The organism is Candidatus Lokiarchaeota archaeon (assembly GCA_014730275.1).
In the GTDB taxonomy this organism is placed as follows: Archaea; Asgardarchaeota; Thorarchaeia; order Thorarchaeales; family Thorarchaeaceae; genus WJIL01.
In genome coordinates this window covers 71,070-96,181 of sequence record WJIL01000009.1, presented here as the reverse complement: position 1 = coordinate 96,181, position 25,112 = coordinate 71,070, and the positions used below count along the sequence as shown (strand labels likewise).

Here is a 25,112-nt window from a genome sequence, read left to right as displayed (position 1 = left end):
TTGTAAAATTGAGAATTCTCGTGTTTGTGATATTTCCATCAGTTCCGTCTAGGTATCTTATTCCAGGCGCTGCACCGTCCGGGTCATGTTCGATTGTGCAATTATCCAGTACAAGCGTGGCTCCATCCTCAACATTGATCCACGCAGAGGAATACTCGAGATTATTCAAGTAGAGTGTAGTATTCCTGAAAACGACGTCTGCTCCATCTGTGACATTGATACCCCTTTGGGAAACCCATTTAGTATCATCCTCGATTGTTTGACTGGTTGTGAAATTTATGTCTCCAGATGAACTGAGCTTGGATACTCCAACCGGAGCTGCATCTGTATCATCAGCATCAAATGAATCATGGTCGAAATGGTCTTGGGAATCCATCGTTACTCCGTTATTAGAAATAGAAATGACTAACAGAACTCCAATTGCTACAAGTAGGAAAACTCTCGAATGTGGCGAACGCGTGCTCAAAAAGGCTTCACTCCTCAAGCATTTGTATGGTTAGGCTCATAAAAACATAGTGATGGTTTGCTCTCTTCGAGAAATCGAGTGTCATAATGTATTTTCAAAAGGCTGATTTGCCAGAACCATCCCGATTGGTCACCGTTGCAACAACCCTATAATAAGAAGCCTAGAAAGAAAGACAACATTCCTCAAGAGTCGGTATAAACCATGCTAGAATACGAAGGCAGCATCTGGCGTCCTCCAAGTGAGGCAAGGAGCCTGATTCTGCAGGCTACTGTTGGCTGTTCGCACAATGCCTGCATCTTTTGTGTCTCCTACAAGAACAAACGATATCGAGTACGTGGTGAATCAGGCATATCCCAAGACCTGAATCGACTGTCCGATCGTGTCAAAAAGCGTACGAACAGGGTCTTCCTAGCGGATGGCAATGTACTAGCCATGAACACCGATGAGATGGCAGATGTCCTAAGAGTGCTTGATAAAGAGCTTCCAAACCTTGAACGTGTGGGAACATACGCCTATGCCGGAGACGTTGAAAACAAAACTGTTGATGATCTGAAAAGGCTCAAAGAACTGGGATTAGGTATTGTCTACTTGGGACTGGAGACCGGAGATGATGGACTTCTGACACGGGTGCGAAAGGGTGTAACGAACGAAGAGAATATTGAAGCCTGCAAGAAGATTCGAGCGGCCGGTATACCGCTTTCTCTCACTATCATCCTAGGACTTGGTGGGCTTGAGAAATCGGAACGACATGCCAGGGCAACCGCTAAGGCACTCAATCGGATTGACCCCGAATACATAGGTGCCCTCACTCTCATGACGCCCCCAGGTACACCCATCCACCGAATGGTAGAGAAGGGTGATTTCCAGCCCATGAAGCCTTTCGAAATCCTAATAGAGCTGAGAATTCTGGTAGAGAATCTTGACCTGAGCGAGTGCATCTTCCGTACAAATCACGCCTCCAACTATTTGTCCCTGAGAGGTACTCTGAACAGAGACAAGAAGGACGTTCTGAAAACTCTCGATGAGGCAATAGATAGACACGATGAAGCTGATTTGAAACCAACCTTCTTGAGAGGGTTGTGAACGGGCGTTTATCTCGGAATCACCAGATGCTCAACCATATTTCACTTGAATTCGCATTGCCGTAGTACTGAGAATTACAGACCAATTCCATTTTCGAGTTGATTTCATCTATTCCTCATTGGTGAAGCTAGTACGGTATCATTGATGATTTCGGTTATGAGAAGTAGAGCAATCGTCATTAAGAAGGAGAGTAGAACCAACAGAAGATTGGTATCGAAAATGGACATTATACATGAAAGAGGGTAGAAAGCCACAGCTATGAATAAGCGATCCAAGACAATCCATACAAATATGAAAAATGGAATTCTGACGATAGCCCATAGCAAGTAATCCGGAGTGCAGCTTTTCTTTGAGAACGTCAACGCCACTGATATTCCTACAAGCACCAGGGTCCCCACTACCAGCATGGAAGGGTAGATACCTACAAGAATAGTCGTCTTCATTGGGAGGAAGAATTCCCTACAAAGGGCAATCGAAAATGGGTGTCTACCAAGGATTATCATTTACAACGAAAATTCCTTTGATTTTTCAGCTAATGCGCTTTTTCATTCGCGGGTTGTACCGATTGATGTTCTAGTCCAACAACATTCCAATTCACTTGCTCAACCCAGATTTCGCACTGCTCTATACTATGGGATGAATCACGAGCAGACAAGGAATCCTATAGTCACATCCGCGATTTCGGAAACTATGAATCTCGAAGAGAAGATTGCAGATTATCCTGAGAGGGGTTCAAGAAAAGAGAAAGAGTGACCAAGCACTCCTTTCTCAGAGCGCTTGGCTTATGCGATTAGTTCTCTCTGTGGAGTGGGAAGAAAGCACAGTCTTGACCGGGACCACCGAACTTCTTCTGGTAGAACCCGTCATATGTTACAGCTCTGCATCCATGTTCCTCAAGTGACTCAATCGTCTTCTCGGCATGTGACGACATAAGCAGGACGCCAGGTCGCAGGGTCTCTGCAATTTCGGCCTGAGCAGCAATCTCCATGGCAATGACGCCAAGATGCTCCAGTGCGTTCTCATACTGGCTTGGGTCACCGCCGTACCAGATTATTCCATCTGGATCCATGACACCATCATCAATCAGGGCCTGCAGATAGCTGTTCCGTGTAGAAACAAGCTCACCGCCTTCGTATGTGTACACCTTGCCCATATCTTCAAGCAGAGCTATGTTCTCGTCTGTCAGGTCTTGAAGCGCATTGGCCTTGATGCGATCCTTCTGCTCCTTGGGAATATCGATTTCCTCTTCACGAAGCTTCTGTAACAGCGGATGATACTCCTCAATGTCTCGCTTCAGAGCCTTCACCCAGTCTATGTACTTCTTTCTGCCTCCTTCAGGATAGTCCATGATATATGGCATGAACATGCCTTTTCCTTCATCAACCTCACAATGGAACGTCTCGAAATGCCAGCAGAAGGAATAGACCATATCATTGAAACCTTCTTTGAGAATGGGAACCTTCTGCACTGCGTAGATTGTCTTCTCTGGCAGAGCTTCAGAGAGCCGCCGCATTCCTTCCCGACTGGTATGCCAACCGACACCTGCAGCTATGGTGTCTTCGCTGGGGGCTCTCATGTCGCCGCCCTCCAAGTATGCAGGAGGTTCAGGGTCAAGAAGCACCTCAACGTTCTCAATCATCTCAGGATGATGTTCGATGATGGCATGAGTCACCTCATCTTCGCGCGAGCGCCACCATGTCTTCTTATTGTTGTAGACCAATCCCTTGTCGGTCATCCACCCTTCCTCTGAGATATTCTGAACCCATGGAATCGGACGGATTCCAACCTTCCAATCGTCTCCGTCTTTGTGTAGCGGAGGTCGATCTCTCCCAAGAAGCTGGTCTGCTGTGACGCTCTTGTAGTCCTCACCAAGTAAATTCTTGATACGAGGACGGTCCCACTCATGGAAACAAGTAAGGACAATCTCCTCAAGTCGGTTGGGATCATCACGCCACGCATCCAATGTCTCCTGCAGGAGGTCTCTATAGCCTAGCAGTCTGACACCGGGTATCTCGTCTTCTACCGCTTTCTGCATCTTGTTTTTGAGATCTCTTCGTTGAAGTTCAGACTCGCGCTTGGTGGAATGAGTATGGTAGGGCTTGTCAACTGCACCCCACTCCAGTGGATACTCGCCGTATCCTGGGATTGCCCACCATCTTTCAAGCCCACCAGGCTCAACGATTGCAACTCTCAAAGTATCGTATCTAGCTTTAACACTCCACATTTTCGTCACTCTCTCCATAGGGGTAGCACGAAGCTACCAAGGCCTGTTTCATGTATCATCTTCATGTAACGAGCGTCCTTTTCGATTACTTCTACGCCATTATACTGAAGGATTTCATTCGTCTTCACCATGTCGTGGTAGCTCATCACCACACCTGGCTTCAGAACAGCAAGTGAACACGCCCAGCCGCCTTCTCTAATAGCGGTTATCCAGTGTTCGTATTCATTTCGATATTCTACATCATTGGGGTCTCCGCCTACGAGAATGATATTCTCGGGGCTGAGAATGCCATCTTCGATAAGGGCATCAATGAAACTATCGTTCTTGAATTTGGATTTCCCGTTCTCAAGAACTTCTACACTGCCTACACCATCGAACCCCTTCAGTCGCTCCTTCGAGAGCGCTCCGTAGACTCTCGATTTGATTTTCGGCTTGACTCTATCAGGAATCTCAGCCCAGTTCTCTTCTTGAAAATTAGATTCTTCGCGAACTGGTTCCCATTTGTAAAGGTCTTCGCTAAGAGTTTGAAGCATGCTCATGAGCACTTCTCGGCTTCCCTTTGGATAATCAAAAATGAATGGCTGAATCAGTGCCTTATCTTTGTCAACCATGTTGAACATATAATTCAGGCGCGCACCATAATGATCCACCCAAGAGTGTTTCATGAGGTCTTCAGGGTACTTCTCAACAACATAGATTGTCTTGTCGGGCAGGGCCTTCGAAATTTCCTCAGCAGCCTTGCGGTTTGAATAGGATCCTACACCGATTGCAAGGCAATTCTCATTGATGTTCACAATGTCATTACCCGCCAGATAAGCATCACCATCGAGATTCGCCACGACATCTACATTATCAACAAATGTCGGATGGTTATGAAGGATGACATCCATTATCAGATTCTCTCGGGAGCGCGTCCATGAGGACATGTTACCAGCAATGAAGCCTTCAGAAGTCATATGGCCCAGATCGGCAACTCTTGCCACTCCTTTAACCGGGCGGATCCCAAAATCGAATTTCTGGTTGTCAATCAAGGGGCATTTCTCACCAAAAATTTCACCTGCGGTTATGTCAACCCAGTAACGGTCTTTGATGAGATTTTCAATTCTATCACGTTCGAATTCCGGGAAACATCCCAGTACGACTTCCTTCAGCCGGTCTTTATCTTCTCGCCAAGCCCGCAATGTCTGCGCTAGGAGATCTTTGACATCGAAAATCTTGGCAGAAGTGATTTCTTCGATGGTGTGTCTGTAATCTGCTAAATCAGAAACCATACCATCATAATCAGCTTTCACAAAGCTGTTCCCTGCGAGCGGATGATCCCCAATCGGACCAAAAGGCAACCAAGTACCTTCTTTGCCTCCGCGGTAGGTAATCGCAGCTTTGATTTTGTTGTAATCGGCGCTTACACTCCACATTTGCGAATTCCCTATGCGTTAGATTCACTCGCAGATAAAAGAAGTTGTGGTACTGTCAAAAAGGCTCTTTTTGATCTTGCAGACAACTCGCTGGTAGCAAACACACAGTCTATAATGCTATTCCGTGCACAATTCGACTCTGTCACTCTGAGGCAAGAATTCTGATATTCTATACCTTAGAGATACACACCATTATCTCACATGTGAAGAATCCTAACAAGAAAATCCAAGGCACTGGTCCATGCTTTCAGTTCGTTCTTCCGTTTCACAAATTCATGGCCAACATCCGAAAGGACAAGATACTCGATTTCCGAATCACTGTCTCTTGCATCTTCGACAAATTGGCTCATTCTTTCTTCGGAAACGAATCTGTCATCGCTTCCCTGTACAATCATCAAACGGCAATCGATAGAAGCTACATGGGTACTAGGTGATCGCTCGATAAGGAAATCCCTTTCGGATTCAGGATCACCAATCAGCTTCAATGCTAGAACCCTTTCATCTGTGGGCAATGATTCAACATACTCGGGCAAGTCACATGGACCCTGCAGGCTTACTCCACCTGCGAAATGGTCTGATAGATGTGCAGCGCTCATCAGTGCCGCATATCCTCCGAAATGCCTGCCGATGATACCTATTCTATCGTCGTCAACCCACTCAAGCTGTCTCAGATACTCTACACCCTTCTTGATGTCTTCGAGCATCTCGCCGCCCCAATCACCGAATAGCAACGACTCGTAGGTCCGACCATAGCCCCCACTGCCCCTAATGTTTGGAGCCAAAATGCCAATTCCCCGATTCAACAGGTACTGAAAAGACCCATTGTAATCTGGCCGTGCTTGGCCGGTTGGCTTAGAATGGATATTTACAACCACAGGAGCTTTGCCAAGGGCCGAATTCACCATCATAGGCCTATACAGAAAGGCGGGGATTTTCAAACCATCTTCGCTTTCGTAAAATATTAGATTTGGCTCTACAAGCTGTTCTTCGTCGAGTCTCCCGAGAAATCCCATGCTGATTGATTTTGCTACTCTATTTTGACCCCAGTCAGAAATGTAGAGCGAACTAGGATTCCTAGAAGTACTCAATTCGAAAACAAGAGAAGCACCATCACGACTGAAACTCGGCTTCCCCATGACTCCGTCAGGGAGAGGAGGCGAGTATATACGATCTCTTTCAAAATCCTTCACGCACAATCTGCTGTAGCCATCTTCATTTGAAACCCAAGCCAGATACATACCATTATTAGAAAGAGAAATGTTTTCGATATCCCAATTTAACCGCTGAACCCACTCAAAAGTCTCCGTTTCGTAATCAAAAAACCCCAGACTCATCGATTCCAGACCCTCTTCTGACAACACATAGAATCCGCTGCCGTCTGGAGACCAAGGGCCGGGCGTCACTCTGCAATCCTCTTCAACAGGTAATATGATGTTCTTTCTCTTTGCGTTGATATCTACCAAATGGATTTGTGAATGGTCAGGACCAATGATTTTCTTGGCGGTGAAAAGATTGCCATCAGGTCGAAAATACCCCATGATATAGATTCCGTCATCAGTCAAGTATTCCTTCTTCAGAGAATCAATGGAGAGAAGGACTAGATCCATTTGGTTTTTGTCTCGCTGGTTCGAGCTGTATACGATTTTCTCTGCATTCGGAGCTAGGATTTCTGAACCACAAGAGATCTTGACATCGTCTTCAGGAGTGAGTGGCAACGGCCAAGACTCAAGACCGTTCATCGAATAAATTCTCTTCTGCCCACTTCCGACGCTCGTAGTTACTACAATGAGCTGTGACAAATTCGTACTGAAATCGTAACCTACCACTGCTTCTTCTTCGAAAGCTGTTAATTGCTGACTGGAAAGCACAGGATCAATCGGTCTAACCCAGAGATTAGGCTGACCGCTGAGATTACTCAAATGCAAAATCCGGCGATCATCGACCAAAAAGCGGGGTAGACTATTTCTTCTAAAAGCTGCAAATCGTCGGTAGGGATATGCACCAGGTTCAGTCTTTAGCTCCGCCATCTCCGGCACCATTCAAATGCTTTTACCCATTTTCAATTGGAAAGATTCCTCTTGAAAGTTGTGGAATAGAGAATCTTGCACATTAAAGCTTATGCAGGGGGGGTATGCAGCTTTTCTATTGCAATTCTGGAAGGAATTCTTAGAATCGAGGGTAGATACTGCTTTTCTATGGAATCGATGTATCTACCCAAGGAGAAGCTATTCTGGAGACAACCCCAGTATAAGTCGCCGCCCACTGTTCTTATTCCGGAACAAATACTCCGCTCATAGCTGTTACGTCAATACCTTCTTTCCTGAGCCGCTTGACAAAGGGAGCTATGCCAACAGAATCAGAAGCCATGTGGCCTGTTGCCACAAGGTTACCAGACTCATCGTATTCCTTTAGCTCCTCCATATCACTTTTCCCTATGTGCATGTAGAAGACAGTCGATAGGCCTGCATCGAAATATGCCTTTGCAACTCCTGCTCCACCATTGGTTCCCCCGGCCATGGCAACAGTCCAATCTCCAAGGATATTGTCCTCAGAACCAACATAGACTACTGGTTCCGTCTTGCCCAACTGCATTTCCGGAAGCGTCATCATCGCTTCAAGAGCATCTTCCACTTTGGCCTTGTCTTTAGCTTTCGTTGCTTCTTCAATGGTTTCAGTAAACCGTCGTCTACAAACCATATCTAGCGGGAGATGGATATTCATGTATGGCATCTCCAACAGTTTGGCGGCCGAAATATTGTGATCATAGTTGCTAACATGGGTTCGCATCTTGACAGCTTTCAATCGCGGTTTAATCGCCTTCTCCGCCACATGAGGAGGAACCCCAGCTTCCATCATCTGATCGATTTGAAGTTTCACCACTTCCTCAAAATGGATCCGAGACTCTCCTCCAGGTGGATGATGTGCGATTACTAAATCGTAACCTAAGCGATCCGCCAGCATCAATTCTGCCGTTCCCATATCAATTCCAATAATCGCATTGGTGATTTCCTCACCTTCAACGTGAATACCCGAATCACCGGGTATTTCATCCAATCCTGCCATTTCTAGTGCTATTTCCATGATTTCTTCTGTATTCATCAAGAATCACCTGTTACTGACCGCTCAGAAGCATATGAAAAAGCTAACCTTGGGTAACTACTTAAGACAAGAGGAGGTATGGATTTAGAGAAACGGTGAATTGGGATTGACTAAGAAGATTTACGTCATAAGCTGCAATCCGAACCTTGCTGGAATAGGAATGGACCGAATGCGAAAATCCATGAAAGGACTAGAAGCCAGAAAGTTGTCATTAGATTGGTCACAAGCTCACCTGCATCCTGTCGTTGCCGCAAAGAGAGAGAACTTTGAAGCGGGAGAAATCAAGGTGATTCCCATTGAGCCCATAGACATACCAGCAGGAGGGATGGTTCTGCAATCATTCTATGGCGTTAACGGAATGGGTCATTTGTCCTGTGTAGGGTGCCAAGAGTTTCACCATCACAGCAAAGAAAGGACTGCTGATGTCGCCATGTTTCAGGCAAGAATCAGGGCTCCAGTTATGGAAGGAGATCTCTTAGGCCAAGTACTGGTCGTGCCTCAAAGCTGAGGGAATGCAAGCTCCAAGTCATAAATGGATCTTTACTATGAATCCAATTTGGGGGGGATTCACCCCCTACGCTTGACAAACCAGATGATTGTATCACCATCTTCTTTCATTTCTAGAATCTCGTTACCGGTGCGCTTTGCCCATGCTGGAAAGTCCTTCTTTGTACCCACATCAGTAGCGATGACTTTGAGAACCTCTCCAATCTCAATTTCTCCAATCTCTTGCTTCATTTTGAGAACTGGCATTGGGCAACGAAGGCCGCTTGCATCAAGTTCTCTGCTGATTTCGTAACTACTCATAATTAATCAGAATACTCATGATGGCTGGCGATTTTATGCATTTCTATTGCCCTTTGGTTACAGACCGTAATTTTTGCTCTTCGAAATGTGTGTTTCCAACATGCTTATGAGTGCCCTTTGATAAAATAATGTCGTTAGGTGTTCACAAGTGATAATAATTAGACTTCTCCTGCTTGTATTGTTTGCTCTGTCAATCAGTAGTATGATGTCAGGTTTCTTGATCGCGAGAAGAATGGGATACTACCTAATGAAGCAAGTCATGGTCATTATGCTTGGTATGATTGTCGGTCTAGCCACGGTTATTGTTGGGTTCATATTCGCTCCAGCTTCACCAGCGATGTTTGACATATTGCATTTGATGATAGCTCTTCATTTTCTGCTATTCCTCGTTAGCACCATTATGGAACTCGTACAAGTATTACCTATTCTCCTCAAGACTATGCAAGGAGCACCAATTCATAGTTCTCACATAACGAATCTCCTGCTAACCACATTCGTTTCACTTGGACTCGTACTGATGTACGCGGACTTAGCGCTAATTATTGTATAGGTGATAAGAAATGGATTCAATCTACATTGTCGGTCAACATGGCCCCGAAGTCGCTGAACGTTGCTATGGACCATTTGTAACAGCAACAACAGCTCAGGCTCAAGAAGTGAAATGCAAGATATTTCTCATGATGGACGGAGTTGAACTCGCAAAGGACGGAATGGCTGAGAAGGTTCAGGCACCCGGATTTCCTCCCTTACCTGAGTTGATCAATATGTTCTTGGAATCGGGTGGAGAACTCGAACTTTGTTCCAATTCTGTGGAATTCAGGGGAATTTCCGAGGAGGATTTGAGGGATGATAGGATTACTATCGCTGGAGCAGCCACGATGGTGGATGATATTCTGAATTATGATAGAACGTTATACTTCTAGCCAGAACTCAAGGCTAGTTGGCAATACTCACCTTAACGAGTAGTCTTCCCCCCGAGACTATAGTGAAATGATTCGATCGTATTGCTCCATAAGCAAATCAACCATTGTAGGGTAGTCTACAATCTGGGCACTAAGAGCCAGCCTATCGGCCAAACCTCTTTCTGCTAGATGCTTCTGTGAGATATAGCGGGAAATATCTAACTCTCCCAGAGAACACTCATCGGCTTTACCCTTGTCTGCGAGAAAGACCGCGTCTTCGAGAAGTAGCACACCAATTTCGTGGTTTCGTTTGAGAAGGGTCTTGATCAGTTCAAGTGCTCCGACACAATCATTGCTTAGCACAATTAGAAATTTCATAAATCTCCACCACTCAGAATGACACAACCATTTCATTTTCTTCTAGGAGTGTTCCAATCTCATCGCTTCCCACGATTTCAACCTCTGAAATCAGCTGACCGGGTTTTATTTCCCGCTCTTGCAATGCACTACTGCTTGCCAGTATCTTGCCTTCAAAGCTAAGGTAGGTTCTTTTGAAAAGCTCGATGGGTTTACTGTCCATCTCCTTAAGCAAAGAATAGACGCCATCACCCAAGAAAAGCATAGTGGGAGTATGATCCATCCCAAACATGCCCACTGCAGCTCGCCAAGCTTCAAAATTCATTATAGTACCATAAGGTCTTTTCTTAATGAGGAATAGAACCTTTTTCTCAGTAAATTCCATGTTGTATCACCTGTCATATCGAAAATGACACAAGTTTATCACATTCTCCCACAATCTCAGCAAATTCCGTTAAGCCTGTTACTTCGACTCCCTCAATGAAGTCTTCGCCAAGTCTGCCATAGCCTCTTGCCAGAGTGCAGAGCCCACATGCATGGAAGATTACACCTCTGTCAGCTAACTCTTGGAATTTCTCATTCATCGGACGTTCAGGAGATGGATCTTGATCGAGCTTCGCGTTGTGCACGCCATCAACATAGAGGAAAGCCTTCACTGAATGGCCCTTCTCCAAGGCAGCTAAAGCCAAATCGAAAAATGTGTCACTATGTTGATACGTATATGGTCCGGATGTAAGGAGTATTCCGAGGGTTCCTGGCAAAATTTTGACGCTCCCGCAATAGTACAAAAAAAGAGGATAACATATGATAAAAGGAGTACGGTAGGCATGTCATCGGTGTATAAGAAATCTCAATTCGCCGTTAGACCCTGAACCTAATCTCAAACTGGAAAAAACCCTGTAGAGAACTAGAATGTGGTGAGAATCTCTCCCTAAGCTTCAGGAAATTGAATCATGCAAGCTTCAGCTGCGGTGTTGTAGATTCAACTACTTATTACTAAATCAAAAAGCAGTATCACAGCTAAACGGTAATCTTAAACCAACTCTTGGCTCTAATGATTGAGGAGTAGGAAAGTGCAGTTTATAGGCGATTTCTGTTTTCATTAAAGGAATAGATTAAAATGTTACAGCTAGCAAATATAATCTCGGTTTAATATCGGAAATCTCGGTCATCCGAAAACCGTGGTGAGAACCAGATATGTCGAATGTGTTACTCGTAGACATGGAGAAATGTACGGGTTGCAAACAATGTGCCTTGGCTTGTTCGTTGACCAAGGAAGATCTTTTCGACCCATTGCGCTCCAGGATTAAAATCCTGAAACGAGAAAAAACTGCAATGTCAGTACAACTCTTGTGTGAGCAATGCAGCGGCCATCCCTGTACTGATGCCTGTCCAGAAGACGCCCTCACAAGAGACGAAGGTACAGGAATCATTACCGTTGATGCTGACTTGTGCACGGGTTGTGGTGCTTGTGCCAAAGTATGCCCCTACCATGCAATCAGGCTACATCCTGAAACCGAGGTACCCCTGATATGCGACCTTTGTGGTGGGGACCCATACTGTGTACAGCATTGCGTCCCGGAGGCCCTAATGTGGGTTGATGAGACGGATGAGCGAGTGAAGGAGAAAAAGAAGCTTCGAGCCGCAAGAATGGCCCAATACAAAAGCATCATAGAGGAGTCGTGATATCAATGTACGCACATCAAGGATCTATACTGCATGTTGATTTAACAGAAGACAAGATTTGGAAAGAGCCATTGCCGGAAGAATGGCGAAAACTGTATGTTGGCTCTAGAGGAATCAATGCAAGGCTTCTTTGGGACTACTGTAAGGACCCAGACATCACTTGGGATGACCCCAGGAATGTCATAATCTATGCTCCCGGTGCAGTAACTGGAACAACTGCTCCGGCCTCTGGAAGGACTTCGGTTACAACAGTAGGCTGTACAACGGGCTTGTACTTGAAGAGTAATATGGGCGGTCACTGGGGAGCGGAGCTCAAGTTTGCAGGATACGATCATATCGTGGTACACGGTGAAGCTGAGCGACCTTCCTATATTGAAATCAATGACGACCATGTAGATATTCACGAAGATACTGACCTTTGGGGCAAGGATGTCCTTGAAACCGATACGTATCTCAAGAAGAAGCATGGATACGACTCGAAAGGGCTATACATAGGCCCGGCTGGTGAGAAACTCGTTAGAGGAGCCTCAATCATGGGCTCTTGTTACCATGCTGCTGGAAGGGGTGGTGGTGCAGCCGTCATGGGTGTTAAGAACCTGAAAGCTATTAGCGTGAAGGGAACTAAGCCCATACGTGTGAAAGATCCTAAGAGATTCGCTGAAGTGGCCAAGGAGATGAGAGAACTCCTCATAGAGGATAGCGGTGCACAAGGGCTTCATGAACACGGTACTGCTGGCTCAATGGCAGGGGTCAACGAATTGCATGCCCTGCCCGGAAAGAATTGGCAGACTGGTCATACTGAAAATGTCTATCCCATTACTGGCCAAGCAGTAACCGAACAAGGCTATCTAAAGCGAAGAGTCGCATGTTTTGGTTGTACAATCGGTTGCCATCGATATTCAGAAATTGATGAGGGACCACACGCAGGCATTGCCAGTGGGGGACCTGAATATGAAACGCTGGGCGCCTTAGGCAACGGTCCAGGTTTGGTCGACACAGAAGCAGTACTCATACTCAATGAAATATGCAACCGCCTCGGCCTTGACACCATAACAGCCGGCACAGTCGTACAGTGGGCTATAGAAAGCTACGAGCGAGGAGTTTTGACCAAGGAGGACACAGATGGCTTAGAACTTGGTTGGGGTAAGCTTGAGGAAACAAAAGAAGCAATCATCAAGATGGCCGAAAGAGACGGCAGTTTAGGTAACTTGATGGGTGATGGTCTCAAAATTGCCACCGAACAAGTTGGACAGGAGTCCTACAAATGGGCTATCATGAATTCCAAGGGTCTCGAGCAGTCAAACGTTGAAACCAGATCAGCCAAGGCCTATGCTCTTGCTTTTGCTGTGAATCCTCGAGGGAACGACCACCTCATGACTGAAACATTTGCCGAGTTTGGAGCCAGTCCAGAAGCGGTGGAGGTTATCGAGAAAATCACTGGTGACAAAAAGTATGCGACACCTCATAGCACAGAAAAACGTGCTGAAATCGTCCGATGGCACGAAGACTGTTATGAGATAACTGAAGCTCTAGGCTTCTGTGTGTTCACTTCAACCGCCGCTTTTGGTGTGAATCCGGACAATATGGCTCGATTATATGAAGCAGCTACTGGCATTGAGATGGACGAAGAAACTCTGATGCGTACTGGCAGACGCGTAGTGACTCTGGAGAAAGCATTCAATGTTACTCGAGGAGCTACCCGAAAACATGACGACTTGCCATATCGATTGATGCATGAAGGGGCAGCTTCAGGTCCGCTGAAAGGCGAGACCAATAATCCGGAAGAGCTTGCCAAAATGCTTGATAGGTACTATACGCTCCACGAGTGGGATCTCAAGACAAGCTGGCCTTACAGAAGCACCTATGAGAAGTTACAGCTTGATGATGTGGCGGACTACCTGGAAAGATTCGGTAGACTACCGGAAGAGTAGAGAAACAAACATACTCTCTCTTCCTCTCCTATTTTGGCAAATAAATCCAAGATACAAGCGATGGAAACACAAGAGATTTTTGGAAAAAAGAAAGGAGAATTCGAAACATGGAAGGTTTCAAAGAGTTTGGCGTAGCTATGACTGGAGTTTTCCCAGTTGGAGAAGCCGTTGAGATGGCTCAACAAGCTGAAAAACTGGGCCTGGGGTCTGTATGGTTTGCAGAAGACTATTTCTTCAGGGGCGGAATCCCCTATATGTCTGCAGCTGCAATGGCCACAGAGAGAATACGAATAGGGCTTGGCGTTGTAAACCCGTTTTCACGACATCCAGCGCTCATTGCGATGGAATTCGCAACGCTAGATGAAATGTCGAACAAGCGAACTGTCTTTGGTCTTGGCTCGGGCGTACCCTTTTGGATGAAGCAAATGGGCTACGATTTCAAGAAGCCTCTAACCCGTACCCGTGAATGTGTTAGCTTGATTCGCAAAATACTGACCGGTGACAAAATCAATCACAAAGGCGAATTTTTCGAAGCTAATAACGTCGAATTAGTTTTTGACCCAGTTCGCACAGATCCACCGATATTCCTCGCTTTTGAAGGAAAGATGGGGCTGAAACTTTCTGGCGAGATTGGAGATGGGATTATCCTTTCGATTTTCAATACGCCAGATTATATCGAGTATGCTTGGAAACGAATTGAGAAAGGTGCAAAGAAAGCTGGAAAAGATCTCGATGATTATGAGATGGTGTCATACCTCCCGATGGTAATTGAGGATGACCTAGATTATGCTATTGAGACTGCACGCCAGTTTATGAAAATGTATCTTCCTCATTCAGCAGCTGGTGGTGCATTGATGACCCATGCAGGCATAACTGCTGAGCAAACCAAGGAATTTGCCAAAGCAGCAGAGAAAGGGGAAGATGTGGCAGAACTGATTACAGACGATATGGTTCAGCAATTAGGAATTGTTGGCGGTGTTGAATCCAGCATCAAGCAACTTCAAGCAATCATTGATGCCGGCACAAACACGCCAGTACTCTTCCCGGTTCCGGGAACCGATGTAATTGATACAACAAGAATAATCTCTGAAGAGATAATTCCTCATCTTGAGTGAGGTTCTACATACCAAGCAATAGGCAAGTGAAACAATGACAGATGGGGTACTATCGGGATTGGAAAAGCGCCGAACAAGAACAGTGGGCTATATTCTAACATTCTTGTCCACATTTTCATTAGGTGTCACGGAGATATTCGCGCCGTGGTATGCCGGAGTGCTCGGCGCTACACAGTTTGAAATCGGCTGGGCTATGGGTTCCTACGGCATAGTGTATATGTTCTCACCGATAATAGGCGGCAAAATCTCAGATCGTATCGGTAGACGAAAATCGCTGATTGGAGCCATTATAGCATATCTTGGAATTCTTGCGCTATACCCACAACCATTCATTATTCCAATACATCTTATTTTGATTCGGGCGCTTGAGGGTTTCTTCTTTGGACTCATTTATCCAACTATCAGCGCCATGGTTTCAGAGCTCGCACCTGAATCTCAGGGGGCTGTACTAGGAAATTTTGCGTCTGCATGGAGCGCAGGAATGGTCATGTCCCCATTTGTTATTGCCTACATGGCTGTGAACTACGGAAATGTCACCAGCATCTACATTGTCATAGCTGTGGAGTTACTTGCTCTCGCACTAGTGGGCGGAACGGTCCGAGACTACGTATTGGAGGAGGTCCTAAGTGATGATGAAAAGGATCAACTTTCCGCAATCACAGACAATGACGTTCCTGGAGACGTCCGGACAAGTCGTCGATTCATAGGGGCGAGTCTAGCACTGATGCTCTTTGGTTTTGTATCCACAGTATTGCTCGGGCTCTTTCCTACCTATATCGAAAGGCTTCCTGGCTTTACTACTGAAGATTTCGGCAATCTTCTCCTTGTGTGGAACCTTTCAAGAACGATAGGCTTCTTGATTTGTACACGCCTTCCACATCCAGAAATGGGCAATGTTATGCTAATAGGAACATTTCTCCTTGCAGTGAGTATGCCCATACTGGCATTTATCGTGGATTTCTGGCTCTTTGCTATGGCCATGGTCATGAGCGGTTTTGGAGTTGGATTCAATTACCTTGGAGGACTCTACACAGTGGTCTCAGCTACAGAAAAAGAGAAGGGTGCTTTTGCTGGAATAGGTGAGAGTCTAGCCGGTATTGGCTTCTTCTTGGGCCCCATAGTTGGTGGTTGGTTTGCTGATTTCACAATCACTTGGCCATATCTCCTCTGCATGATTCTATCGATTGTAATCCTAATCACTAATATCCCACTGCTTAGGGATTACAAAAAGAAACATGGATAGTATACTGCTATTCCTTCAAAATATCATCAAAGGATCCTTTCAGAGAAGGAGCCTCTGATATGGGTTTCTTGGGAGGTTTCGGATAGGCCAGTTTGCTATGCGAAAGACCAGATTCGATGAGCATCGCTACGGTTTTGACTCCAATCACAAGGGGATCAAGAACAGGAATATTTACCGTGTCCATTACTCGCTGCAAATCAACTTCATGTGAAAGGCCCGTACAGCCGAGAACTATCACATCTGCACCTTGCTCGACTAACGAATGAGCACAGGCAATCAATTCGTTCTCAGCCTGTGTTGGTTTTTCAGCTATCTCCAAGACAGGAAGATCAATCACATCCACCCCAACGAAGAAAGAATCCAACCCTTCTCGTCTAACCTGAGATTCCATGCATTTGGCTAAAGATTTCCCCCCAACTGTCACAATAGCAAATTTCCGACCCAACGTCAAGGCCAAATGCATTGAGGTTTGCATCGGACCAACAACTGGAATGGTGCATACCTCTCTAGCTGCATCAAGAATGGGATCACATGCACAATCCAGTACAATTCCATCAAATCCCTGAAGGCACGCGGCCACAATTTGCTCAAGAATGAATGGAGCGTTGTAAGCTTCATCAGCGTGAGATTCTAGACTGTGAGTTCCGTAATTGCAGTAGAAATTCCCTATTTCATACCCGGACGGTGTCAAATCTTCAACAAACTGACGCTTTCTATCTGATGTCCACCAATCGATTCCGGTGGCACCAATCAGTGCAATCTTTTTCATGTTCTTTCACATTCTATTGTTAGATGAGAGCTCTATTGAGCAGACCTCTAATGCAAGTTCTTGAGCAGTTTCTCCATTGGTTCATATTCAAGTTCAGGATGTCCATAGCGAGCGGGACTGAAGGCTTTCTTTCCAATTTCAGTGCTGCCTGCGTATCGAAGGCGTTCGTGTGCTGGAATCGCTGTGACGATCAAGTCCATTCCTTCCTCGAGATCCGAGGACATTATTCCGTGGCCGTTATCAGGATTGTGCAGACAGATCAAATCAGGAAACATAACAACGGGTTCGCCATCACATGCTGCCATCATGTATTCATTCTTGACAACAATCTGGAGATCACCTTCAAGTTCATTTGAATCCAAGTCTACCATGACATGCCAATGACCAGCCCTGTCTTCTCCTTCAACTTGCTCTATGGTGGCATGGGCAAGATATTTGCCATCCATAACATCTAGGTATGCATCAATGGGATTTGCATTGTTTTCATTCGCATCTCTAATGGCCTCGCCCAATTCGATGGATTTGCTAATACTGTTAGGAATCACGGCCTTTTTCAGCTGTGCCCCAGACTGGAAGTAGTGATTATTAGCCCCAGCACCACCATCTTCAACAACTGCGAATCGACCAATTTCATCAGCTAGTGCTGGACTACTCGTTTTGTCAACTATTATGCGGCTACCGTTCTTGCTTACAACCGGCATTGGACACAAATCGATGCCATAACCCACGAAAGATATCATCTGAGTTTCAGGCGCTGACCGACCAAGACCATCACCATCAACAGTTGTGATTCCAGCGCGGGCTGCGAGGGATAGCATTACTGGGGTATTCGTACCACCGAGTTCAAAGGGCACCAGATGATTGACCTGTTTTCCTGTAATTCGCTCCGACATCTTCATAGCTTCATGAAGCTCATACCGATCTTCCCAAGCCTCTAGCATGTCGCCAATGGACTTGAAAGCCGTGACCGAACCCATGTAACCGCCACATACGATAAAGGCATCATCGTCAATTGCTTCGGGGTCTGTGAGTTCATATCTCCTGCCTCGATTGTAATCCCAGTCCACCATGGGCTTGCCAAAACCAACAGGGTCGCCTCCTCCACCCGTACCAAGAATTCCGACGCCGGTCAGCATATCATAGGCATTTTGTTGTGATAATTCCATGTCTTCTTTTCCTCCTCGAGATATGTCACATCTGGCTCTATTCCGCTTTTCTCTCGCCATCCATGGCATGGACATGTTTGTACCATCGCTTTCGCGTGCCAATCTTTGCCCGCAGCTTCCACCCCATAGACTTCGGTTCATCTTCTATGAGCTGTCGGAGTTTCTCGGCACGACTGATCACCAGCTCAGCTTGATCTTCGTCGATTTCCTCGACCTTCGGAACATAGTTCTTGAATTTCTTGATGTTTTGCGTCACTGTGTAATAGAAGCCCCAATCACCAGAAAGCCGTTCAGCTATCAATTGGCCATTCACCTTGGAATCATCAAAATCCTCACTTACATCATGAGCCAAGAAGAGCACAATCAGATCCTTAAGGTCCTTGGCGTTAATCTGGACAATCTGGGTCTTTTCCAGAAATAACTCAGCTAGTGGAATGGTCGGTTTATCAACAGATAAGCGATCATCATCCTTGAAGTTAATTTTGTGGCAGAAATCTAGATGATCATAGAAGACATCAACTTTCCGCTTCCGTTCCTTATCTATGAACAAGTCTCGTAGCGTTGTAGCTCGAGCAAATCCTGCTGATACCCATTTGTATCCGAGTTCATCCCGAAACAACTCGATAGCATCACGTTGATGCTTGTAATAGCTGATATAATCAATATCAGTTACTTCACGTCCCATTTCCTTATGCAAATCTACATAGTCCGGACATTGGATGCGAAATGCTAAACATCCGATAATACGTAGAGGGATACCATTTTCCGCTCCAGCTTCCTCGATTCGCAGAGCCTCTTCCAAGAAATCATCCTTAATCGCGCCATAGTTTCCTGACATTTGAAATTCTCCTATATCACAGTCTACGAGGTATTCTTTGTTAGACTTTAATATGTTTTTACCGGTGCGCACGCTATAAGTTAAACTTTAAATCTCCAGACGAGGGTTAAAGATTAAGATTCAAGAGGTAAGACAGAAGATGAGAATATTTCACGCCTGCGACCCACACGGATCCCAAGCAACATGGGAAAAGATGTGTCGTGCCCCTAAGGCGTTCAATGTCGATGTCGCGATGATGTGTGGAGATCTCACTGGCAAGGCGATAATGCCAATCATAAAGGAAGGCGAAAATCGCTGGTACGCGAAGCCCTACGGCGGCAAGAAAACGTTCAAGAAAAAGAAAGACCTTGACCGCTTTATTGATTACAATAAAACACAGGGATTCTACCCACATATAATGACGCCAGACGAACTGGCTTCCCTACGAGAGGAAAAAGGTGCAATCACAGAGCTCTTCCAGAAACTCATGACAGAGAGACTTGAAGAATGGCTCAATATGGCCGAGGAGCGGATTCCTGAGGGTGTCGATATCATCGTGAATCCTGGAAACGATGATGACTGGGTAATCGACGATATCATCAAGGAGCATGAGAGAACCATCTATCCACTTAAGAAGGTCGTAGATGTGCATGGGTATCCATTGATTAGCCTCGAGTGGGTCAATTTCACACCTTGGGAAACACATCGAGAATGTGATGAAGAAGAAATGTGGGAAAAGCTGGAAGAAGAATTTGGCAGAGTTGACGATTATGACAACCTCCTCTGTAACTTCCATGATCCGCCATTTGATTCTGGTCTAGACACCGCACCGAAACTGGAAGACGACCACGCAATTAAGAAGGCAGGAGGAACCACGATTCACGCTCCTGTGGGCAGCAAGTCCGTTAGGAAAGCTATTGAGCAGTATCAGCCTTTACTTGGTATGCATGGTCATATTCACGAGTCCGTAGGATTCAAAAGAATTGGACGCACACTCTGCGTTAATCCTGGCTCAGAATACCGAGAAGGGATACTCAAGGGATTCGTTATTACCGTCGAAGACGGAGAAGTTCGAGCAGGAAGAGTCGAACTGTAGTCTGCCTCGACGAATTGACAGGTGGAGACATTCTCTCCACCGTCTCTGCCTTTCTTTTTTGTAACGGTAGTAAACCATTGTATCATTTAATCTTCTTTGTTGAGTCCCCTTGATGTTAAAGATATATTAACAAGTAAGCTATCCATGCTGAAGAGGAAAGCTGGAAAATGCCACTGATTCTGCGAAACAGAACAGACATCGAAGATTTAACCCGTGGTTGTACATTCTTTGGTACAGGCGGGGGAGGTGATATGGAGCTAGGGCTCAAGATGCTCTATCCACATGTCGACGAGGGGGTTGAAATCGAGATTGTGGATGTTGAAAGCATAGGCGACGACGATTGGCTAGCATGCCCATATTATTCGGGAACGATAGCGCCTCCCACTCCGGAAATTGAGGAGAAACGAACACGATTTCCTTGGGACTACTATGAGATGGAGCTTGCTGAGGGGCTTGCAGCTCTTGAGGAACATATGGGCCTAAGCTTCGCCGCTGCAGTACCGTTCGAGCTTGGTGGAGTCAATACACCTGCTCCAATCGATGCAGCAGTTAAACATGGTATTCCCTGTGTGGATGGCGATTATACTGGTAGAGCAGTTCCTGAAATATGTCAGAACACGGTATGCTCGAAAGGTTTCTCGATGGCACCTCTTGCACTCGTTGATTGGTACGGCGACAAGACTATCGTCCATGAAATCATTAACTACGAGATGGGAGAGCGAATTTCAAAAGCACTCAGTGAAGCCGCATGGGGAAGAGTCGGAAATGTCGGATTTCCAGTAAGAGGAACTGCATTTCGCGAAGCTGTAATCCCCGGTACGCTTTCAAAGAGCTACAATGTTGGAAGAATCATCCGGGAGAGTCAAGAATCAGGAGATACTGCTGCGGACAGAATAGTATCTGAAATAGGAGGGTGGATTCTATTCGAAGGTACCGTCGAGAACAAAAACTGGGAGAACAGAGAAGGTTACATGTGGGGCGAGACAACTATTGATGGAGAGAGTGGCCTGAAAGATGGTTCAACGCTGAAAATCTGGTTCAAGAACGAAAATCATGTGACTTGGATTGATGGTGAACCTTGGGTCACCAGTCCGGATATTATTGAAATCATAGATCGAAAGACGGGAGAGCCAATAACCAATACTAATCTCAAGAAGGGTGATGATGTAAGCGTCATCGGAATGAAGGCGCCTGAGAATCTGAGAGAACCAAATGCCGTGAAAGTCCTTTCACCACAGTATTTCGGGTTCAACATAGAATATAGACGAATTGAAGATATCGTTTGAGAGCAACTGGGGAACAATGCAGCTTATTCTGCTGCATTCCCAGTCCTTTCTCATTTTTCCAGAGCATATCAAGTTGAGCTAGATTCTAGCAGTACTTCGTAGTGCTTGCGATGCCAATTTGGCTCTTTTACGACAGTTATCCGGGGATAATCGTCCATGAAGAACTTCACCGGATGATCTTCAGGGTCCTCTTCCTCCTTCCTCATGAGTCGCTTGGCATGACCAATGAGTTTCGTCACCCATTTCTTCAGATGACGGCGCTCTCGCGCTAGGTCGTCTTCGTGTTCTTCTATATGACTCTGAATTTTCCATGCTATTTTCCGATTGTACCAAGCACCAGCTGTCCATGCTGCAAACAGGAATGCACCCGCACCTATAGCAAATGGAAACGCAAACCATTCCAAGTGGCTCCAGTTGAAAACCCATGTTAACACGAGCAGCGGAAATGCGATTGTTATTGTTATCAGTGCAGTTGTTTGTATGACTTGTCGTCTTGTGAGAAGCTTTTTGACATCAGGAACTTGGGGACCGATACCGGCAAACTTGTGCAGAACCGCACGAATTACTTTGTACTGTTTTACGAAGCTTCGGGGAAGCTCTCCCTCACCAATTCCTCTCTCGATGAATGTTAGATCGTAGGTTCGATGGATTCGATATCCATCTAGAACCGTTATTAGGTCCTTGGTCCATTGAAGGTCAAGGCCGCTTGGGGAGAATTCAAAATCATCAAGATTGATTTTCACCTTTTTTGCGGGCTTTTTCTTAATCGAGTGACTCATCGGCAGAAGCCTCAGAAACCACTGCTACGGCGCCGTCGTATTAATCCTTCCGATTAAGGTCACCAAATAGCGAAGGTCTAAAAAGGGACTCAGATGCTCCGGAAAGATAACGGTCAGGTTTCCAACATGCCAGACGACGGAAAAAGCGAACTACTGGAGTATACGGGTAAGCATCCATACGAACCATCAAAGAACGAGCTACGAATAACAGCTGATGGTGCCCATTTCTTCTTGGAACGCGAAAAGCGATTTCGGACCTATACTACTGACTATGATGTCTCCTGGGATGATGTCATATCCTACGAGAGCTGTGATGTAATGCTCTGTGAAGAGGACGAGAGCTGGCCAAGTGATGAAACTCTACCAGAGAACTTCGAACCAATTGCTGAAGCCGGCATGCTGTTCATTTTTCTTATGCCAAGCGAAAACGAATATTTTCAGATTTGGGCGTATATCCCGAAAGACGATACTACTCAAGTTAGAGAGGTAGTTCAAAACTACGTGGAAAGGCCTCAGCTTCCACGGCTAGCACATCATGCCACAGCTTCCGCTGTGAAATACATGCTTAATCATGTTACTGTATTACACTCGTTTGATACAAAATGGCACGACTGGTTACGAAAAGGGCCAAAAAAGAAACCCAGAGGGGGGAAATGGCGTGAACGGGGGCCAACATACGTATTCGCTGAAGAGGGTATGGCAATTGACTTCTACGGAGCAGGATTTCAACTAGAGCAAATGTCGGCTTTCTGGCCATGGCGATACGTGGAAGACATTTACCTAGACGGAGATTTCATTTGTTACCAATGGTATGATGAAATCTACACATTTCGACAACAGGTCTTTGAAGAGGGCTCCAGGAAGGAAATCCTTCGAGCTGCACAGGACACGCTCGAACTATACGAATCAAAGACTGAAGTCGATCAATTTCTCTTGATTCGGCCTTGGTCCTTTCCTTCAAGATTCCACCGAACGTGGGACAAACTGGAACCATTTGCTTCAAAGGCAAGCCGCAATGGATTTCCACCAATTTATGATTTTGAAGAAGAGGAAGACTGGTAGAATCTAAAACAGCCTCTTGCATGCTGTGCACGCTGCCAAAATGGACTCAGCGTGAAATAGTCAATCGCCCAGAACTACATTCTACATGGAATTTACAGAAGAAAAAATAAGAAAGGAAAGAGAGCTTGCGGCTCTCTTTCTTACACTGAATTACTCTGGCGGAAGTTGTCCAAATATGGCGGCCATGTCAATGCCGTCTGCTTTCAACTGCCTACCGTAGTAGATGTACATTAACTGTGCGAACGTATAGAGTCCGACAGTAAATAATGTCTCAAATGCTACGCCTGTTGAAGGCACAAAGCTGACAACGGCATAGAAGAAGACTGCACCACTAATCAAACCGGCTATAGAGACGATTGGAAAGCCTGCAATCTCCCAAGCCCCGCTTCTCTCCCATAAGTGCGGTCTATAGTATGGTAGCGACACTTCTACAAGTGCGAACTGCCAACGGATGAACACGTATGTGAACGCGACACCAATGGCAACATAGATGTCAAAGAATAGTGACATCACTACCATAACAATCTGGATGATTAACCAGAAGTAGAGAGAAATGTGTGGGACATGGTACTTAGGATGCACCTTGGCAAATGCCTCGGGGCAGAGCCTATCCATTGCCATAGCATGGAATGGCCTTGTAACCCAAAGTGCGTTGCTGGGTGAATCAAGGATACTCGCATACAATGGCGAAAGCACAACAAACCACGCAAGAGGACTATTACCAAGAATCACTGCAGCGAAGTTGCCAAACCCTGGGAATACAACACCTGAAGCAATCTCAGCGTACAAGAAATTGCCCATGCAGTACTCAAGAGCAAAGGTTGACAACAAGAATGTGGCACCGATTCCGATAACACCACCAACAGTACTTAGAGGAATGTTCTTACTGGGCTGCGAAACCTCTCCAGCAACCGGCATGATCAGATACGGCCACATGATACCGATGGCAGTTACCAACGCTGCACCTACAGCACCCCAATCGAGAGTCTCGAAGGGCGCGGTATCAATTCCAGCCATAATCGCATCATACTGATTTTCTGTGGCGTCAAACACGCTATTCCAGATAGTCTCCGTCATCGGATTCATCAGCATTACAATGTCCGACACAATGAGTGCGGCGATGTTGACGATTCCGAGGATAACGAAGAAGTATCCGAGATGTTTCACGCTAAGATAGGAGAATATGAAGCCCACAAAAGTCAAGACAAGCGCAACGATTACCAGCCACAGCTGACCTTCAAATGTATCAGACAGCAATAGCCCCCCGAAGTTCATCAGGGCAGTATTGTCAGCGGCATTACCCATGACAACAACACCACCAGCGAAGACCTTCGTAGCAAAGAAGCTCGATGATCCTCTGAAAACGGGGTTAGCAATCACGCTTCTCCAGCCTTCCATAACACCAAATATCGGACTAAGGCCTCTACCTGCGAAGTGGTATGAGGCTCCAGACCGAGGCATAGAGAGCATCAGAATCATAGTTCCAACACCCTCAAACAGAATTGCAAACGTTCCAACAGCGAACGTAGGCGTCAGATGTGCACCTGGGAACCAAGTGCTAATCTGTGGTGCTACATAATGGAAATACGGGCCCAATGTCAGCGCAATCGGTAAGATTAGCGCAAACGCAGAACCGACTTCCTTTACGAGGCCAGAGGATTCCCTAACGAATAGTAGTTCTTCCTCGTCGCTCAACTTGCGTTCTTCTCCTTTTCCTTGTTCTCTTTCACGCTTGTCGACGTGAATCGACACTAAAGATTGTTGGCACACTGAGTTAAAAAGCTTCGCCAGAATTGCTTATATACGACT

General features: G+C 45.8%; 26 protein-coding genes. 11 read left to right on the top strand and 15 right to left on the bottom strand.

The genetic code is table 11. From position 1 onward, the window contains the following. Positions 1–376, bottom strand: a 376-nt coding sequence (locus GF309_01505) for a hypothetical protein (protein ID MBD3157440.1), incomplete at its 3' end; no start/stop codon positions are given. 291 nt (positions 377–667) lie between these two features. Between GF309_01505 and GF309_01500 the strand changes: the two genes are divergently transcribed. Next, positions 668–1,549, top strand: coding sequence for a radical SAM protein (locus tag GF309_01500; GenBank protein ID MBD3157439.1), 882 nt, complete (start codon positions 668–670; stop codon positions 1,547–1,549). Between the two features lie 104 nt (positions 1,550–1,653). Here GF309_01500 and GF309_01495 read toward each other — a convergent pair whose 3' ends face one another. The 5 genes from GF309_01495 to GF309_01475 all read right to left on the bottom strand — a co-directional run bounded on the left by GF309_01495 (position 1,654) and on the right by GF309_01475 (position 8,287). Continuing rightward, complete coding sequence (locus GF309_01495; GenBank protein MBD3157438.1) at positions 1,654–1,992, bottom strand: hypothetical protein; 339 nt, start codon at positions 1,990–1,992, stop codon at positions 1,654–1,656. Positions 1,993–2,339: 347 nt separating this feature from the next. Continuing rightward, positions 2,340–3,791, bottom strand: coding sequence for a hypothetical protein (locus GF309_01490; protein ID MBD3157437.1), 1,452 nt, complete (start codon positions 3,789–3,791; stop codon positions 2,340–2,342). Continuing rightward, positions 3,779–5,188 carry a hypothetical protein gene (locus GF309_01485; GenBank protein ID MBD3157436.1) on the bottom strand — a complete coding sequence of 470 codons (1,410 nt, stop codon included), beginning with the start codon at positions 5,186–5,188 and terminating at the stop codon, positions 3,779–3,781. Before GF309_01485 ends, GF309_01490 begins: the two co-directional genes overlap by 13 nt. Before the next feature lie 197 nt (positions 5,189–5,385). Further along, positions 5,386–7,227 (bottom strand): prolyl oligopeptidase family serine peptidase, encoded by a 1,842-nt coding sequence (locus GF309_01480; GenBank protein MBD3157435.1) that lies wholly within the window; start codon positions 7,225–7,227, stop codon positions 5,386–5,388. A gap of 229 nt (positions 7,228–7,456) precedes the next feature. Next, entirely contained in the window at positions 7,457–8,287 is an 831-nt protein-coding gene (locus GF309_01475; GenBank protein ID MBD3157434.1) for a hypothetical protein, read from the bottom strand. 106 nt (positions 8,288–8,393) lie between these two features. Between GF309_01475 and GF309_01470 the strand changes: the two genes are divergently transcribed. Further along, the gene (locus GF309_01470; GenBank protein ID MBD3157433.1) at positions 8,394–8,795 is read left to right on the top strand and encodes a hypothetical protein; all 402 of its coding nucleotides are present in this window, start codon (positions 8,394–8,396) and stop codon (positions 8,793–8,795) included. Between the two features lie 59 nt (positions 8,796–8,854). On the opposite strand, the gene GF309_01465 is transcribed toward GF309_01470, so the two are convergent. Further along, positions 8,855–9,094, bottom strand: a complete 240-nt coding sequence (locus GF309_01465) for a response regulator SirA (GenBank protein ID MBD3157432.1) — start codon at positions 9,092–9,094, stop codon at positions 8,855–8,857. A 148-nt stretch (positions 9,095–9,242) separates the two neighbouring features. Here GF309_01465 and GF309_01460 point away from each other — a divergent pair, with 148 nt between their 5' ends. Both GF309_01460 and GF309_01455 read left to right on the top strand, forming a co-directional pair. Then, entirely contained in the window at positions 9,243–9,644 is a 402-nt protein-coding gene (locus GF309_01460; GenBank protein MBD3157431.1) for a hypothetical protein, read from the top strand. A 10-nt stretch (positions 9,645–9,654) separates the two neighbouring features. Continuing rightward, on the top strand, positions 9,655–10,017 hold the full coding sequence (locus tag GF309_01455) for a sulfur reduction protein DsrE (protein ID MBD3157430.1): 363 nt from the start codon (positions 9,655–9,657) through the stop codon (positions 10,015–10,017). Between the two features lie 57 nt (positions 10,018–10,074). On the opposite strand, the gene GF309_01450 is transcribed toward GF309_01455, so the two are convergent. Genes GF309_01450 through GF309_01440 form a run of 3 tightly spaced genes read right to left on the bottom strand, consistent with a single transcriptional unit; the run spans position 10,075 to position 11,162 of the window. Next, the gene (locus tag GF309_01450; GenBank protein ID MBD3157429.1) at positions 10,075–10,410 is read right to left on the bottom strand and encodes a hypothetical protein; all 336 of its coding nucleotides are present in this window, start codon (positions 10,408–10,410) and stop codon (positions 10,075–10,077) included. After that, the gene (locus GF309_01445) at positions 10,388–10,738 is read right to left on the bottom strand and encodes a hypothetical protein (protein ID MBD3157428.1); all 351 of its coding nucleotides are present in this window, start codon (positions 10,736–10,738) and stop codon (positions 10,388–10,390) included. Before GF309_01445 ends, GF309_01450 begins: the two co-directional genes overlap by 23 nt. Positions 10,739–10,751: 13 nt before the next feature. Next, positions 10,752–11,162 carry a sulfur reduction protein DsrE gene (locus GF309_01440; GenBank protein ID MBD3157427.1) on the bottom strand — a complete coding sequence of 137 codons (411 nt, stop codon included), beginning with the start codon at positions 11,160–11,162 and terminating at the stop codon, positions 10,752–10,754. 388 nt (positions 11,163–11,550) lie between these two features. On the opposite strand from GF309_01440, the gene GF309_01435 reads away from it, so the two are divergent. From GF309_01435 to GF309_01420, 4 genes are all read left to right on the top strand, one after another. Beyond that, complete coding sequence (locus GF309_01435; protein ID MBD3157426.1) at positions 11,551–12,039, top strand: 4Fe-4S dicluster domain-containing protein; 489 nt, start codon at positions 11,551–11,553, stop codon at positions 12,037–12,039. 5 nt (positions 12,040–12,044) lie between these two features. Next, positions 12,045–13,970: a hypothetical protein gene (locus tag GF309_01430; protein MBD3157425.1), complete on the top strand. Its 1,926-nt coding sequence runs from the start codon at positions 12,045–12,047 to the stop codon at positions 13,968–13,970. A gap of 107 nt (positions 13,971–14,077) precedes the next feature. Then, positions 14,078–15,085 (top strand): LLM class flavin-dependent oxidoreductase, encoded by a 1,008-nt coding sequence (locus GF309_01425; GenBank protein ID MBD3157424.1) that lies wholly within the window; start codon positions 14,078–14,080, stop codon positions 15,083–15,085. Positions 15,086–15,119: 34 nt separating this feature from the next. Then, complete coding sequence (locus GF309_01420; protein ID MBD3157423.1) at positions 15,120–16,328, top strand: MFS transporter; 1,209 nt, start codon at positions 15,120–15,122, stop codon at positions 16,326–16,328. Between the two features lie 7 nt (positions 16,329–16,335). Here the strand turns inward: GF309_01420 and GF309_01415 are convergent, their stop codons facing one another. Genes GF309_01415 through GF309_01405 form a run of 3 tightly spaced genes read right to left on the bottom strand, consistent with a single transcriptional unit; the run spans position 16,336 to position 19,101 of the window. After that, positions 16,336–17,097 (bottom strand): hydrogenase expression protein HupH, encoded by a 762-nt coding sequence (locus GF309_01415; protein ID MBD3157422.1) that lies wholly within the window; start codon positions 17,095–17,097, stop codon positions 16,336–16,338. A gap of 47 nt (positions 17,098–17,144) precedes the next feature. Further along, positions 17,145–18,404 carry a DUF917 family protein gene (locus tag GF309_01410; GenBank protein ID MBD3157421.1) on the bottom strand — a complete coding sequence of 420 codons (1,260 nt, stop codon included), beginning with the start codon at positions 18,402–18,404 and terminating at the stop codon, positions 17,145–17,147. Beyond that, positions 18,301–19,101 carry a hypothetical protein gene (locus tag GF309_01405; protein MBD3157420.1) on the bottom strand — a complete coding sequence of 267 codons (801 nt, stop codon included), beginning with the start codon at positions 19,099–19,101 and terminating at the stop codon, positions 18,301–18,303. The genes GF309_01410 and GF309_01405 overlap by 104 nt, the downstream gene beginning before the upstream one ends. Positions 19,102–19,240: 139 nt before the next feature. Between GF309_01405 and GF309_01400 the strand changes: the two genes are divergently transcribed. Then, a complete protein-coding gene (locus GF309_01400; GenBank protein MBD3157419.1) occupies positions 19,241–20,176 on the top strand; it encodes a phosphoesterase in 936 nt (311 codons plus the stop codon). A 167-nt stretch (positions 20,177–20,343) separates the two neighbouring features. Then, positions 20,344–21,462, top strand: coding sequence for a DUF917 family protein (locus GF309_01395; protein MBD3157418.1), 1,119 nt, complete (start codon positions 20,344–20,346; stop codon positions 21,460–21,462). Between the two features lie 68 nt (positions 21,463–21,530). On the opposite strand, the gene GF309_01390 is transcribed toward GF309_01395, so the two are convergent. Then, positions 21,531–22,241 (bottom strand): hypothetical protein, encoded by a 711-nt coding sequence (locus GF309_01390; protein ID MBD3157417.1) that lies wholly within the window; start codon positions 22,239–22,241, stop codon positions 21,531–21,533. A gap of 126 nt (positions 22,242–22,367) precedes the next feature. Between GF309_01390 and GF309_01385 the strand changes: the two genes are divergently transcribed. Continuing rightward, positions 22,368–23,303 carry a hypothetical protein gene (locus GF309_01385; protein MBD3157416.1) on the top strand — a complete coding sequence of 312 codons (936 nt, stop codon included), beginning with the start codon at positions 22,368–22,370 and terminating at the stop codon, positions 23,301–23,303. Positions 23,304–23,453: 150 nt separating this feature from the next. Here the strand turns inward: GF309_01385 and GF309_01380 are convergent, their stop codons facing one another. Next, positions 23,454–24,998, bottom strand: a complete 1,545-nt coding sequence (locus GF309_01380) for a hypothetical protein (protein MBD3157415.1) — start codon at positions 24,996–24,998, stop codon at positions 23,454–23,456. Between the last annotated feature and the right edge of the window lie 114 nt (positions 24,999–25,112).

Coding starts and splice junctions, on each gene's coding strand:
- GF309_01500 (MBD3157439.1), top strand. CDS start 668: ATGCTAGAATACGAAGGCAGCATCTGGCGTCCTCCAAGTGAGGCAAGG.
- GF309_01495 (MBD3157438.1), bottom strand. CDS start 1,992: ATGAAGACGACTATTCTTGTAGGTATCTACCCTTCCATGCTGGTAGTG.
- GF309_01490 (MBD3157437.1), bottom strand. CDS start 3,791: ATGGAGAGAGTGACGAAAATGTGGAGTGTTAAAGCTAGATACGATACT.
- GF309_01485 (MBD3157436.1), bottom strand. CDS start 5,188: ATGTGGAGTGTAAGCGCCGATTACAACAAAATCAAAGCTGCGATTACC.
- GF309_01480 (MBD3157435.1), bottom strand. CDS start 7,227: ATGGTGCCGGAGATGGCGGAGCTAAAGACTGAACCTGGTGCATATCCC.
- GF309_01475 (MBD3157434.1), bottom strand. CDS start 8,287: ATGAATACAGAAGAAATCATGGAAATAGCACTAGAAATGGCAGGATTG.
- GF309_01465 (MBD3157432.1), bottom strand. CDS start 9,094: ATGAGTAGTTACGAAATCAGCAGAGAACTTGATGCAAGCGGCCTTCGT.
- GF309_01455 (MBD3157430.1), top strand. CDS start 9,655: ATGGATTCAATCTACATTGTCGGTCAACATGGCCCCGAAGTCGCTGAA.
- GF309_01450 (MBD3157429.1), bottom strand. CDS start 10,410: ATGAAATGGTTGTGTCATTCTGAGTGGTGGAGATTTATGAAATTTCTA.
- GF309_01445 (MBD3157428.1), bottom strand. CDS start 10,738: ATGGAATTTACTGAGAAAAAGGTTCTATTCCTCATTAAGAAAAGACCT.
- GF309_01435 (MBD3157426.1), top strand. CDS start 11,551: ATGTCGAATGTGTTACTCGTAGACATGGAGAAATGTACGGGTTGCAAA.
- GF309_01430 (MBD3157425.1), top strand. CDS start 12,045: ATGTACGCACATCAAGGATCTATACTGCATGTTGATTTAACAGAAGAC.
- GF309_01425 (MBD3157424.1), top strand. CDS start 14,078: ATGGAAGGTTTCAAAGAGTTTGGCGTAGCTATGACTGGAGTTTTCCCA.
- GF309_01420 (MBD3157423.1), top strand. CDS start 15,120: ATGACAGATGGGGTACTATCGGGATTGGAAAAGCGCCGAACAAGAACA.
- GF309_01415 (MBD3157422.1), bottom strand. CDS start 17,097: ATGAAAAAGATTGCACTGATTGGTGCCACCGGAATCGATTGGTGGACA.
- GF309_01410 (MBD3157421.1), bottom strand. CDS start 18,404: ATGAACCGAAGTCTATGGGGTGGAAGCTGCGGGCAAAGATTGGCACGC.
- GF309_01405 (MBD3157420.1), bottom strand. CDS start 19,101: ATGTCAGGAAACTATGGCGCGATTAAGGATGATTTCTTGGAAGAGGCT.
- GF309_01400 (MBD3157419.1), top strand. CDS start 19,241: ATGAGAATATTTCACGCCTGCGACCCACACGGATCCCAAGCAACATGG.
- GF309_01395 (MBD3157418.1), top strand. CDS start 20,344: ATGCCACTGATTCTGCGAAACAGAACAGACATCGAAGATTTAACCCGT.
- GF309_01390 (MBD3157417.1), bottom strand. CDS start 22,241: ATGAGTCACTCGATTAAGAAAAAGCCCGCAAAAAAGGTGAAAATCAAT.
- GF309_01385 (MBD3157416.1), top strand. CDS start 22,368: ATGCCAGACGACGGAAAAAGCGAACTACTGGAGTATACGGGTAAGCAT.